Origin of the sequence: Achromobacter sp. Root565 (assembly GCF_001427425.1) — a bacterium.
GTDB classification, from domain to species: Bacteria; Pseudomonadota; Gammaproteobacteria; order Burkholderiales; family Burkholderiaceae_B; genus Achromobacter; species Achromobacter spanius_D.
In genome coordinates this window covers 694,555-707,560 of sequence record NZ_LMGO01000001.1, presented here as the reverse complement: position 1 = coordinate 707,560, position 13,006 = coordinate 694,555, and the positions used below count along the sequence as shown (strand labels likewise).

11 protein-coding genes are annotated in these 13,006 nt (G+C 67.8%); 2 read left to right on the top strand and 9 right to left on the bottom strand.

Annotation, left to right across the window (positions count from 1 at the left end):
- The first annotated feature begins 44 nt into the window (after window positions 1-44).
- A complete protein-coding gene (gene ilvD, locus ASD71_RS03110; protein ID WP_056559768.1) occupies window positions 45-1,913 on the top strand; it encodes a dihydroxy-acid dehydratase in 1,869 nt (622 codons plus the stop codon).
- 156 nt (window positions 1,914-2,069) lie between these two features.
- Complete coding sequence (locus ASD71_RS03105; protein ID WP_056559766.1) at window positions 2,070-2,951, top strand: LysR family transcriptional regulator; 882 nt, start codon at window positions 2,070-2,072, stop codon at window positions 2,949-2,951.
- A gap of 121 nt (window positions 2,952-3,072) precedes the next feature.
- Here ASD71_RS03105 and lpdA read toward each other — a convergent pair whose 3' ends face one another.
- From lpdA to ASD71_RS03060, 9 genes are read right to left on the bottom strand one after another with little or no spacing between them, the layout of a single operon-like run.
- Window positions 3,073-4,470, bottom strand: a complete 1,398-nt coding sequence (lpdA, locus tag ASD71_RS03100; RefSeq protein ID WP_056559764.1) for a dihydrolipoyl dehydrogenase — start codon at window positions 4,468-4,470, stop codon at window positions 3,073-3,075.
- Between the two features lie 8 nt (window positions 4,471-4,478).
- Entirely contained in the window at window positions 4,479-5,720 is a 1,242-nt protein-coding gene (locus ASD71_RS03095) for a pyruvate dehydrogenase complex dihydrolipoamide acetyltransferase (RefSeq protein WP_056559762.1), read from the bottom strand.
- 10 nt (window positions 5,721-5,730) lie between these two features.
- The gene (locus tag ASD71_RS03090) at window positions 5,731-6,219 is read right to left on the bottom strand and encodes a VOC family protein (protein WP_056559760.1); all 489 of its coding nucleotides are present in this window, start codon (window positions 6,217-6,219) and stop codon (window positions 5,731-5,733) included.
- The gene (locus tag ASD71_RS03085; RefSeq protein ID WP_056559757.1) at window positions 6,216-8,399 is read right to left on the bottom strand and encodes a thiamine pyrophosphate-dependent enzyme; all 2,184 of its coding nucleotides are present in this window, start codon (window positions 8,397-8,399) and stop codon (window positions 6,216-6,218) included. Before ASD71_RS03085 ends, ASD71_RS03090 begins: the two co-directional genes overlap by 4 nt.
- A 37-nt stretch (window positions 8,400-8,436) precedes the next feature.
- On the bottom strand, window positions 8,437-9,231 hold the full coding sequence (locus ASD71_RS03080) for an SDR family NAD(P)-dependent oxidoreductase (RefSeq protein ID WP_056559755.1): 795 nt from the start codon (window positions 9,229-9,231) through the stop codon (window positions 8,437-8,439).
- 35 nt (window positions 9,232-9,266) lie between these two features.
- A complete protein-coding gene (locus ASD71_RS03075) occupies window positions 9,267-9,986 on the bottom strand; it encodes an ABC transporter ATP-binding protein (RefSeq protein ID WP_056559753.1) in 720 nt (239 codons plus the stop codon).
- Complete coding sequence (locus tag ASD71_RS03070) at window positions 9,983-10,735, bottom strand: ABC transporter ATP-binding protein (protein WP_056559752.1); 753 nt, start codon at window positions 10,733-10,735, stop codon at window positions 9,983-9,985. Before ASD71_RS03070 ends, ASD71_RS03075 begins: the two co-directional genes overlap by 4 nt.
- Window positions 10,732-12,012 (bottom strand): branched-chain amino acid ABC transporter permease, encoded by a 1,281-nt coding sequence (locus ASD71_RS03065; protein ID WP_056559750.1) that lies wholly within the window; start codon window positions 12,010-12,012, stop codon window positions 10,732-10,734. The genes ASD71_RS03070 and ASD71_RS03065 overlap by 4 nt, the downstream gene beginning before the upstream one ends.
- On the bottom strand, window positions 12,009-12,950 hold the full coding sequence (locus ASD71_RS03060; protein WP_056559748.1) for a branched-chain amino acid ABC transporter permease: 942 nt from the start codon (window positions 12,948-12,950) through the stop codon (window positions 12,009-12,011). Before ASD71_RS03060 ends, ASD71_RS03065 begins: the two co-directional genes overlap by 4 nt.
- Window positions 12,951-13,006 lie beyond the last annotated feature (56 nt).

The following is a 13,006-nucleotide window of genomic DNA, read 5'->3' as shown; positions in this document are numbered from 1 at the left end:
ACCGTTTTGCCGCCCACGCTAACAGCTACAGCCTGAGACAGATCATGCCGCACTACCGTTCCCGCACCTCGACCCACGGCCGCAACATGGCCGGCGCCCGCGCCTTGTGGCGCGCCACCGGCATGAAGGATGGCGACTTCGGCAAGCCGATCATCGCCGTGGTGAACTCGTTCACGCAGTTCGTTCCGGGCCACGTGCACCTGCGCGACCTGGGCGCGCTGGTGGCCAAGGAAATCGAAGCCGCCGGCGGCGTCGCCAAGGAATTCAACACCATCGCCGTGGACGACGGCATCGCCATGGGTCACGGCGGCATGCTGTATTCGCTGCCGTCGCGCGAACTCATCGCGGACTCGGTGGAATACATGGTCAACGCGCACTGCGCCGACGCCATGGTCTGCATCTCCAACTGCGACAAGATCACCCCGGGGATGCTGATGGCCGCCATGCGCCTGAACATCCCGGTCGTGTTCGTGTCGGGCGGTCCGATGGAAGCGGGCAAGGTCAAGTCGCCCACCGACGGCACTGTCATCGCCAAGATCGACCTGGTCGACGCCATGATCAAGGCCGCCGACCCCAAGGTGTCGGATGCCGAGGTTGCCGAAATCGAACGTAGCGCCTGCCCGACCTGCGGCTCCTGTTCCGGCATGTTCACGGCCAACTCGATGAACTGCCTGACCGAAGCCATCGGTCTGGCTTTGCCCGGCAACGGCACCATTGTCGCCACGCACGCCTGGCGCAAGGGCCTGTTTGAACAAGCGGGCCGCCTGGTCGTGGACCTGTGCCGCCGCTACTACGTCGAAGACGACGAATCCGTCCTGCCGCGCAGCATCGCCACCAAGAGCGCGTTCCAGAACGCGATGGCGCTGGACGTGGCGATGGGCGGGTCGACCAACACCGTGCTGCACTTGCTGGCTGCGGCGCAGGAAGCCGGTGTGGATTTCACCATGGCCGACATCGACCGCATCTCGCGCAAGGTGCCGTGCCTGTGCAAGGCGGCGCCCGCTACCGACAAGTACCACATCGAAGACGTGCACCGCGCCGGCGGCATCCTGGGCATCCTGGGTGAACTGGCGCGCGCCGACCTGCTGGACCTGTCCTGCGGCAACGTGCATAGCGGCACGCTGGGCAACGCCATCCAGCAATGGGACGTGGCCGGCAGCGCAAGCGAAGAAGCCAAAAAGTTTTATCGCGCAGCCCCCGGTGGCATCCCGACCACGGTCGCCTTCAGCCAGGACGCCACGTTCCTGACGCTGGACACCGACCGCAAGACGGGCTGCATCCGCAGCAAGGAAAGTGCCTATTCCAAGGACGGCGGCCTGGCCGTGCTGTACGGCAACCTCGCTGAAAAGGGTTGCATCGTCAAGACGGCCGGCGTGGACGAGTCCCAGTGGGTCTTCACCGGCCGCGCGCGCGTTTTCGAAAGCCAGGACGACGCCGTGGAAGGCATCCTGGGCGACAAGGTTGTGGCGGGCGACGTGGTGGTGATCCGCTACGAAGGCCCCAAGGGCGGCCCCGGCATGCAAGAGATGCTGTATCCCACGTCCTACCTGAAGTCCAAGGGCCTGGGCAAGACCTGCGCGCTCTTCACCGATGGCCGCTTTTCGGGCGGCTCGTCGGGCCTGGTGATCGGTCACGCCTCGCCGGAAGCGGCCGAAGGCGGCGCGATCGGTCTGGTCGAAGAAGGCGACACGATCGAGATCGACATCCCCAACCGCAAGATGCACCTGGCGGTTTCCGACGACGAACTGGCCCGCCGCCGCGCCGCCATGGACGCGCGCGCCGACGGCTGGGAGCCGGTGGGCCGCGAACGCGTGGTGTCGCAGGCGCTGCAGGCGTATGCGGCGCTGGCCACGTCGGCCGACCGCGGCGCGGTGCGCGACCTGTCGCAGCTCAAGCTGAAGGGCAAGCGCTGATCGGTTGATGGCGGATTGATGAAAAAAGCGGCGCTTTGGGCGCCGTTTTTTTCTTTTGTGCTGAGCGGCTGGCAGTCGCGAACTGCACTTGTTAAGCGCGTGGGTTTCGGTGATCGTGCCGATAAAATTCAGCGACCCCCAACCGGAGCGCAATAAATGTCCCTGAACTCCGAAGCCTTGCGCCTCTTCCTCGGCGTGGTCGACGCCGGCTCCCTCAGCGCCGCCGCCGAAATGCTCGGCCAGACTGCATCCGGCGTCAGCCGGGGCTTGCAGCGGCTGGAGGAAGACCTGGGCGTCACGCTGCTGAACCGGACCACGCGCCGCATGGAGCTGACCGAAGAGGGGCGGCATTTTCTGCCGAAGGCGCGGCAGATCGTGGCGGCGCTTGAAGAGGCCGAGGAGTGCATGCGCATGGTGCATCAGCGGCCTGCGGGGCGTCTGCGCGTTGACGCGTCGGTGCCGGTGATGCTGCATTGCGTGGTGCCTCACGTCGCCGAGTTTCGGCGCGCGTATCCGGAGATCTCGCTGGAACTCACCAGCAACGACCGCATCGTGGACCTGATGGAGCATCGCACCGACGTTGCGCTGCGCATGGGGCCGCTGACCGATTCCACGCTGCACGCGCGCGCGCTGCGGCCGTCGCCGCGCTGGATGATGGCCAGCCCCGATTACATCGCGCGGCGTGGCGCGCCGCGCACCGTGGAGGATCTGGCGGATCACGAATTGCTGGGTTTCACGCAACCGGAAAGCCTGAACCTGTGGCCGCTGCGCCATGCCGGCGGTTCCAGCTTTCAGGCGACGCCGACGCTTGCAACGTCCAGCGGCGAAACGCAGCGGCAACTGGCGCTGCGTGGCGTCGGCATCGCGTGCCTGTCGGACTTCGTCGTGCGCGAGGATATCGAGGCCGGGCGGCTGGTGAAGGTGCTGGAAAGCGAATACACCGATCACCTGCAGCCGATGCACGCGGTGTATCACCGCAATACGCAGCTGTCGCGGCGCATCGCGTGCTTCCTGGATTTTTACGCGGGTCGGATTTGATGCGCGCAGGTGTCAGACACCGTCATTGAGCACCGATTCGGCTCAGGTGTCTGACACCCTGGGGAGATGCTCGTCAGGATGGCGCGGTGGCGCTAGGGTGTCTGACACCTGTGGACAACCGCTACGCGTGCAGCGCTCGTCCGAACGCCGCCAGCACCGATTCGTGCAGCGTTTCCGACAGCGTCGGGTGGGCGAACACGGTGTGCATCAGGTCTTCTTCGGTCGCTTCCAACGATGCCGCCACGCCATAGCCGGTGATCAGCTCGGACGCCTCGGGGTGGATGATGTGCGCGCCCAGCAGTTCGCCTGACTTGTCGTCGAACACCGTCTTGACCAGGCCCTGGTCCTCGCCCATGGCGATCGCCTTGCCGTTGCCGGCGAAGGTGAATTTTCCAACTCGGATTTCGCCGCCTGTCTTGCTGGCGTGTTCGCGCGCGCGGGCTTCGGTCATGCCGATGCTGGCGACCTGCGGGTAGGAATACGTGCAGGCGGGAATGCGCAGCGGATCGATGGCGTGCACGGGCAGACCGGCGATGGCCTCGACGCACAGCACGGCTTCGTGGCTGGCCTTGTGGGCAAGCCATGGGGCGCCGGCCACGTCGCCGATCGCGTAGACGCCGGGCTCGCCGGTGCGGCACAGGTCGTCGGTGACGATGTGCGTCTTTTCGACCTTGACGCGCGTCTGCTCCAGTCCCAGGTTCTCGACGTTGCCGACGATGCCCGCGGCGACGATGACGCGGTCGAAGGTCTGGTCGAGCTTCCTGCCTTCGTGCTCCAGCGTGACCTTGACGCCGTCGGCCGTGGTCGACGAGGCCGTCACCGCGCAACGGGTCAGCACGCGGATGCCTTGCTTCTCAAAGGCCTTGCGCGCCAGGTGGGAGATCTCGGCGTCTTCCTGCGGCAGGATCTCCGGCGTCATGTCGATCAGCGTGACCTCGGCCCCGACCGCGCGATAGAAGCTGGCGAACTCGGCGCCGATGGCGCCCGCGCCCACGACCAGCAGCGACTTCGGGATCTCGGTCGGGACCAGCGCCTGCCGGTACGCCCAGATCCGTTCGCCCGCAGGCAGCGCCGGCAGGTCGCGGGCGCGCGCGCCGGTGGCCAGGATGATGTGCTTGGCCGACAGCGTGGCGCCGTTGTCCAGCGCCAGTTTGCCGGACCCGGCAAGCCTGGCGCTGGCGGCGAACACCGTCACGCCATCCTTTTTCATCAGATGCGTCACGCCCTGGCCCAACCGGCCGGCGACTTTACGCGACCGGGCGACCATGGCGGCCAGATCGGGACGCGCCTCGCCCGCACCCGTCACGCCATAGTGCGCGGCCTCGCGGCAGGCGCGCAGCACGGTGGCGCTGTGCAGCAGGGCCTTCGTGGGAATGCAGCCCCAGTTCAGGCAGATGCCGCCCAGTTCGGCGCGCTCGACCAGCGCGACCGACATGCCCAACTGCGCGGCGCGGATCGCGGCCACGTAGCCGCCCGGGCCGCCGCCCACCACCACCAGATCAAAACTCGTCTTCGTCATGGCGGGGCTCACAGCAGGATGCGCACGGGGTTTTCGATCAGCGCGCGGAACGCGGCCAGCCAGCGTGCGCCGACCGCACCGTCCACCACGCGATGGTCGGCCGACAGTGTCACCGTCATGACGGTGGCGGCAACCAGCTGCCCGTCGGCGTCGACCACCGGCCGGCGTTCGGCTGCGCCAACGGCCAGGATCGCGGCCTGCGGCGGGTTGATGATGGCGGCAAACTGGCTGACGCCGTACATCCCCAGATTGCTGACCGTCAGCGAGCCGCCGGTGAACTCTTCGGGCTTCAGGCGGTTGACCTTGGCGCGTTTGGCCAGCTCGACGATCTCTGCCCCGATGACGGACAGGGACTTCACGTCGGCGTCACGCACGATGGGGGTGACCAGGCCGCCGTCGGTGGCCACCGCCACGGAGATATCGGCGCCGGCGTGGTATTCGATGTCGTCGTCGTGCCAGGACGCGTTGACCTCGGGCACCTCGCGCAGCGCCAGCGCGGCGGCGCGCACGATGAAGTCGTTGACCGACAGCTTGACCGCGCCGCCGTGGTTGGCCTGCGCGCGCAGGGCCAGCAGCGCGTCCATGCGGCAGTCGACCGTCAGGTAGAAGTGCGGCACGTGCTGCTTGCTTTCGGTGAGGCGGCGCGCGATGGCGCGGCGCATGCCGGTGTGCGGCACGCGGCGTGCGGCCGGCCGGCCAGCAAGCGGCGCGGCGGCGGGTGCTGCGGCCAGCGCACGGTCGCGCGCGGCTTCAACATCGCGCCGCACGATGCGGCCATGCGGGCCGGTGCCGGTGACGCCCAGCAGGTCGACATGCCATTGCGCGGCAAGACGCCGGGCGACGGGGCTGGCGAAGAGCCGGCCGCCGGGGACGGCTGCGGTCGAGGATGCGGCGTGCGCGGCCGAGGCACCCGTTGCCCCGCCAGCAGCGGATCCAACAGACGGCGCAGCAGCCACCTTCGCACCACCGTGCTCAGCCAGCGCACGATCAATCGCCGCCGCGTCCTCGCCGTCCGCGACCAGCACGCCGATCACCGTATTGATCGGCACCGACGCCGGCCCGGCCTGGACCACGATGCGGCCCAGCACGCCGGCCTGTTCGGCGTTGATCTCGACGATGGCCTTTTCGGTTTCGACTTCCGCCAGCGCGTCGCCCACGGCAACGCGGTCGCCTTCCTGCTTGAGCCACTGGTGCAGGATGCCGCCCGAGGCGTCGGCGGCTACAGAAGGGAGCTTGATGAGGTATGCCACGGTGTTCTTCCTATTCAGCGGCGCCGGCCAGGTCGGGCCGGTACGCGGCGGGGTCGTCGTATTCGACGAGTTCGAGCACATTGCCTTCGGGGTCGCGGAAGAAGGCGAGCCACGTGCCGGGCCGCACTTCCATGGGCGCGGGCGCGCTGTCGAAGACGACGCCCTTCGATTGCAGATCGCGCACCACGCCGCGCAGGTCGCGCACGATGAAGGTGAGGTAAGCGGCGCCCTGGCGGTCCAGAATCGCCGCGCCGCGCACCGCAGGCTTGGGCGCCGCGGCCGGTTGCAGCAGCTTGATGCGCTCGCCGTATGGCGTCTGCAGGCGCGCGACGTCATAGCCGTGCGCCGTGAGGCCCGTTGCCCGCGCCTTGTCGGCGGGCACCGTCACGCGGTTCACCAGCGTCAATCCCATGACGCTGGTGTAGAACGCGGCCAGCGCATCCAGGTCCGCGCAGCAGATGCCGACTTCCATCGGCACGGTCATGTGCAGGGCGCTCATGAGGGTTCCCCCAGATCGGCCAGCACGTCGGCCAGGCCCGACATCACCTCGTCGGTGTCGGCGAACGCCGCGCGTTCCAGCACCTTCGAGATGCTGGGCGAGGCCTCGCCGCCCGTGACGCGCTTGACCGGCTGGTCGAGCCAGTCGAAGTAGCGGCGCTGGATCTCGTCGGCCAGCATGGCGCCGTAGGACGTGCCGCGCGCGCCTTGCTCCACGATCAGCACGTTGTTGGTCTTCTGGATGCTGGCGCCGATGGTGTCCCAGTCCAGACTGGCGCGATCCAGCGTGCGCAGGTCGATGACTTCGGCGTCCACGCCTGCCTGTTCGGCGGCCGCCAGCGCGCGGCTGACCATGGACAGGTACGTCAGGATGGTGACCTTGCTGCCTTCACGGCGCACGCGGGCCTTGCCGAAGGGAATGGCGTAGTCCAGATCGCCATCGGGCACGTCGCCCGACGACGCATACAGATCCACGTGCTCGATGACCAGCACCGGATCCTTGGACGCCAGCGCCGTGTTCATCAGTCCCACGTAATCGTGCGGCGTGGACGGCGCAACGATGCGCCAGCCGGGCGCCGTGGCAAAGATGCCGGCCGGGTCCATCGAGTGCTGCGAGCCGTAGCCCGTGCCCATCGCGACCTTGGTGCGCAGCACGAAGGGCACGTCGATGTCGCCGCCGAACATGTGGCGCGCCTTGCCGATCTGGTTGAAGATCTGGTCGGCCGCGACCCACATGAAGTCCGGGTACATGAATTCCACGACGGGCTTGTAGCGGCCGTCCATGGCCAGTCCGCCGCCCAGGCCGGCAAAGGCATTCTCGGAGATCGGCGTGCCCAGCACGCGGTCCGGGTACTTGTCTTTCAGGCCGCGCGTGGCGCCATTGGTGCCGCCCTTCAGGCGATGCACGTCTTCGCCCAGCACGACGACGCCCGGGTCGGTTTCCATGCGGCGGTCCAGCACGTCGGCGACTGCATCGACGAACTTGCGCGTCGCCTTGGCGCCGGGGTGGTCCGCGGCTTCCTGGTAGCGCAGGCCGGTCAGTTCTGAACCGTCGCTGCGCAGGCCCACGTCGCGGAAATCCGGGCTGGGCCACAGGTCGGCGCGCACGCGGCGCTTGCCGCCGTCGGCGGCTTCCGTCAGGCGGCCGGACACGTCCTTCATCACGTCCTTGCAGCGCTGGCGCAGGGCATCCACTTCGGCCTGCGTGACGAGCTTGCGGGCAATCATTTCCGAGGCGATGCGGTCCAGCGGATCGCGCTGGCGCCACTGCGCCTCTTCGTCCTTGGTGCGGTAGCCGAAGGCGCTGCCGGGGAACGGGCCGTTCTGGTGGAAGAAGCGGTAGACGTCCACCTCGACGATGGTCGGACCCTTACCGGCGCGCATGTGCGCCACCGCTTCCGACATGGCCAGGTACACGGCCAGCGGATCCATGCCATCGACTTTCCAGGACGGAATGTTGAAGGCCAGGCCGCGCGCGGACAGGCGCGGCTCGGCGGTGGATTCTTCCACGGTCGTGGACACGGCGTAGCGGTTGTTCTCGATGAAGAAGCACAGCGGCGTCTTCCATGCGGCGGTCAGGTTCATCGTTTCCAGCACAGAGCCGATGTTGACCGCGCCGTCGCCGAAGTACGTCACGGCCACGCGGTCCGTGCCCGCGTGTTTGTGCGCCCAGCCCGCGCCGGCGGCCAGCGGCACGCCGCCGCCGACGATCGCGTTGGTGCCCAATGCGCCGGCTTCCAGCCAGCGCAAATGCATGCTGCCGCCGCGGCCGCGGCAATAGCCGTTGGCCAGGCCCATGATCTCGGCCAGCGTCTTGTGCAGGACTTCGTCGATGGCGGGCGTCAGCGGGTTGCGCGGATCCAGCCCGCGGGGCGCGACGTGTTGCAGCGCCTTCGCCAGAAACTGGTGGTGGCCCCGATGCGAGCCGTTGATCTGGTCGCCGGCGCCCAGCGCCAGCACCGAGCCGACGGCGCCGCCTTCCTGGCCCACGGACGAGTGCGCGGGGCCGTGCACCAGGCCTTCGGCGGCCAGTTCCAGCACGGCTTCCTCGAAAGCGCGGATCCAGTGCAGTTGGGTCAGCATCGTGCCGAGCAGCGCGGGGTCAGCCTGCTGCCAGTCCGAGGCGTCGGCCGTCAGTTGCCGCCAGGGCGCCTGGGGCTCAAGCGGTTGGTAGGTGGCCATGAATGAATCTCCAGAATGTTTTTGAGCGTCGGGGCAATCAGAGGTAGCTGTAGCGGCTCCAGCCGCCGTCGGCCACCAAGGTGTGTCCGGTGATGTAAGCGGCCTGGCGCGAGGCCAGGAAGACCGCCAGGTCGGCCATTTCGGCCGGCTGCGCCATGCGGCGTAGCGGCGTGCGTTGCTTGAGGCGTTCGGGATCCAGCCGGCCGCGTGCCGCCAGGTCGCGCACCAGGTCGGTCTCGACGTAGCCCGGGGCCAGCGCGTTGACGCGCACGCCCGCGGGGCCCCATTCGACGGCCAGCGTCTCGGTCAGCAGCACCACCGCTCCTTTCGTTGCGCAGTAGGCCGCGCGGTCGGGCGCCGCCACCACGCCGTACATGGAGGCCAGGTTGATGATGCTGCCGGACCCTGCCGGCACCATGCGCCGGCCCGCGGCCTGCGCGCACAGGAAGACGCCCGTCAGGTTGATATCCACGGCGCGGCGCCATTCGTCCACGGTGACCTCCAGCGTGGGCTTGTTGGCCGAGATACCGGCGTTGTTGACCAGCACGTCGATGCCGCCCCAGGTCTCTGCTACCTGCGCGAAGGCGCGCTCGACCGCGTCGGCGTCGGTGACGGACGCCTGCACGGCCATGGCCTGCGCGCCGGTTCCCGTGGCCGCCAGACTTGCAACAGCCGCCTCCAGCGCGGCGGCGTCCATGTCCAGCAGCGCGACGCGAGCGCCCTGGCGGGCAAAGGCCAGCGCCGTGCTGTAGCCGATGCCCTTCGCACCGCCGGTGATGACGACCGCCTGGCCGCGCAGCTCCGGATGGATGACTTCAGTGGTGTTGTCCACGATGTGTGCCTGTAATGGATGAGTATGTAGGCGGGCTAGACCGCCAGCCATTCCTGGACGACGTCCTGCCGCTCATGGAGCTGCGCGGGCGGTCCTTCGAACACGATGCGCCCGTGGCCCATCACGCTCACGCGCGTGGACACCTTCAGCGCAATCGTCAGCTTCTGTTCCACCAGCACCACCGACACGCCCTGCTTGTGGATATCCCGGATGACGTCGGCGATCACTTCGACGATCTTGGGCGCCAGGCCTTCGGTGGGCTCGTCGATCAGGATGACCTTGGGATTGCCCAGCAGGGAGCGGCACATGGTCAGCATCTGCTGCTCGCCGCCCGACAGGTTGCCCGCCTTCGTGCTGCTGCGTTCCTTCAGGCGCGGGAAGTAGTCGAACATCTGCGCCACGGTCCAGTATGGCGCATCGTCGCGCCGGGGCTGCTCGCCCATGCGCAGATTCTCGTCCACCGTCAGGTTGGCGAAGACCTCGCGCTCCTCGGGCACGAAGGCCAGGCCGGCGCGTGCAATTTCGAAGGGGCGCTTATTGGTGATGTCGCGGCCTTCGATGGCGATGCGGCCGCCGGTCACGTCCACCAGGCCCATGATGCTTTTCATGGTGGTGGAGCGGCCGGCGCCGTTGCGGCCCAGCAGACTGACCACTTCGCCGCGCCCGATCGACAGGTCGATGCCGTGCAGGATGTGGCTCTTGCCGTAGTGGGCATGCACGCCCTGCAGGGACAAGAGGGGGGATTGCGTCGTCATACCGTTTCCTCTCCCAGGTAGGCCTCGCGCACGCGGGCGTCGCCGCGGATCGCGGCGGGCGTGCCGGTGGCCAGGATCTCGCCATAGACCAGCACGCTGATGCGATCGGCCAGCGAGAACACCACCTGCATGTCGTGCTCGACGATCAGCAGGGTGCAGTCGCGCGTCACGTCCTTGATGAGTTCAACCGTGTAATCGACCTCGTGTTGCGACATGCCGGCCATGGGTTCATCCAGCAAAATCACCTTCGGGCGCGAGGCCAGCGTCATGCCGATTTCCAGCGAGCGCTGCTCGGAGTAGTTCAGGTCGCCGGCCGCGGTGTCCTGCTTGGCCGTCAGCCGCACTTTTTCCAGCAGACGATCCACGTCTTCGTTGACGGCGCGGTTGCGCGCGATGGGCCGCCAGAAGTTGTAGACCAGCCCATGCATGCGCAGCACCGCCAGCCGCAGGTTCTCGCGCACCGACAGGCGCGGGAACACGTTGGTGATCTGGAACGAGCGCGCCAGACCGAGCCGGTTGATGGCCTCGGGCGCCAGGCCGCCGATGGATCGCGAGCGCAGGCTGATGTCGCCCGACGTGGGCGCGAACGAGCCCGACATCAGGTGAAACAGCGTGGACTTGCCCGCGCCGTTGGGACCGATGACGGCGTGGCGTTCGCCGGCTTCGATCGCGAGGTTCACGCCGCGGATGATCTGCGCTTCACCAAAGGATTTGCGCACGTCGGTCAGGGTCAGGATGTCGTGGCTCATTTGGCGGGCTCCAACAGGGGGGCGGCTTCGCCGGCGTCGCGCCACAGGGCCAGCGCCCAGCGGCAGGCGGCAAGGCCAACGGCAAACAGCGCCAACGGCACCAGCCAGGTGGAAACGGCGAGCGGCGCCCACTCCTGGCCGAACAGCGGGATGGCGGGCCAGCCGGCCTCGGGGTTCATGGCGAGCAGGGCGCGGTAGTCTCGCGCGAACATGCGTTGCAAGAGTTCCACGGTGAACACGGTGGCGCCGGTCAGCAGCAGACCGCCGGCCACCGACACCGCGGCGCGCGGCAGCCAGTTGGCCAGGCCACGCTCGCGCAGCGACTTGGCCGCGCGCTGCACCAGTCCGACCAGACCGTCCGGCACGAACAGCATCACCAGCACGAAGAGCACGCCCTGGTACAGCAGCCACGACCGCGTGATGTCGGCCAGCGTCTGCGACAGGAACGTCAGGATGGACGCGCCCAGCACCGGCCCGAGGAACGCATTGACGCCACCGATGTAGGCGAACAGCACCGCGTCGGTGGACAGCTTGACCTCGAACAGCACGTAGTTGCCGGCCTCGATATTCAGCGCCTGCAGGCCGCCCGCGATGCCGGCAAACATCGCCGACAGCGCGAACACCATCGTCTTGAGCGCGTGCGGGCGGTAGCCCAGGTAGCGCAGGCGGTTGGCGTTCTCGCGCAGGCCCAGCGTCAGTCGGCCCAGCGGCGTGCGCGTCAGGCCATACAGCGCGGCCAGCGACACCAGCACCCACGCCAGCACCAGGTAGTACACCTCGATGTCGGAGCCGAAGGTAAAGCCCCAAGCCGGCATGCGCATCGCGGACACGCCTGCCTCGCCGCCGAAGACGCTCTTCAGGTGCGGCGCCAGCGCGTGCAGCAGTTCGGCCAGCGCCAGCGTGATCATCGAAAAGTACACGCCCGATCGCATGGTGGCGAACCAGCCGGCGACCAGGCCGAACAGCAGCCCGGCCACGCCGCCCACCAGTGGCATCAGGGGCGTGGGCAGCAGGCCCGCGCCGCCCAGCGCATTCATCGCGTGGATGGTGGCAAAGGTGCCGACGCCGAAGTACGCGGCATGGCCAAAGGACAGCATGCCGCCCTGACCGGCCAGCAAATTGAAGGCGCACGCAAACAAGGCGGCGATCAGCATCTGCACGGCCGCCACGAGCTGGCCGGCAGGCAGCAGCCAGGGCAGCGCGCACAGCGCGGCAACACACAGAATCAACAGCAGCGCGCCCGTGGCGCGGCCGGCGGAAGTCGCGGTATGGCTCATGCCTGCTCTCCCTTCAGGCCCGACGGTTTGACCAGCAGCACCACCAGCATCAGCAGAAAGGGCAGCGTTGCGGCCAGGCTGGATATCTTCACGGTCATCAGGCCACCCACGCTTTCGGCCCAGTCACGCGCGCCGAACAGGCCGAACAGCGTGGCCAGGCTGGCGTCGATGCCGACCGAGAACGAGCTGATCAGACCGATCAAGAGCGACGCGATCATTGCGCCTTCCAGTGAACCCAGTCCGCCGACCACGACCACCACGAACACCAGCACGCCCAGCTCCAGCGCCATGTTCGGGTTGGTGGTGTAGAACGCGCCCGCCACCGCGCCGGCAAGGCCCGCCATCGCGGCGCCCACGCCAAACACGCTCATGAAGACGAGCGGCACGTTGTGGCCCAGCGCCTCGGCCATGCGCGGGCGATAGATGGCCGAGCGCACCACGATGCCCACGCGGGTGCGCGACAGCAGCAGGTAGATCACTGCGAACATCGCGATCGACACCCCGCCCATCAGCAGTCGGTAGAACGGATAGTCCGCGTCGAACACGCGGAACGCCGCGAAGTTCAGGAACTGCGGCACGCGGTAGTCGACGGGAAAGTCGCCGTAAAAGAGCTTGACCAACTCCGCGACGATGAACGCCAGCCCGAAGGTCACCAGCAGCTCCTGCGCGTGGCCGAACTTGTGCACGCGGCGCAGGAAAAAGCGTTCGACGCCCATGCCCAGCACGCCCGAAATGATCGTGGCCAGCACGAGGGCCGCCCAGAAGCCCGTGACGGGCGTAAGCGTATAGGCGGCGTAGGCGCCAATCATGTAGAACGAGGCGTGCGCAAAGTTCAGCACGCCCATCATTCCGAAAATCAGTGTCAGGCCTGCCGACACCATGAATAGCAGCAGGCCGTAGATCACGCCGTTCAACAGCGAGACGGTAAAGTATTCCATGTCCGCTCCAGGATTCTTGCGCGGGACGCCGGGCGTCCCGCGAGCGATTGCGCACG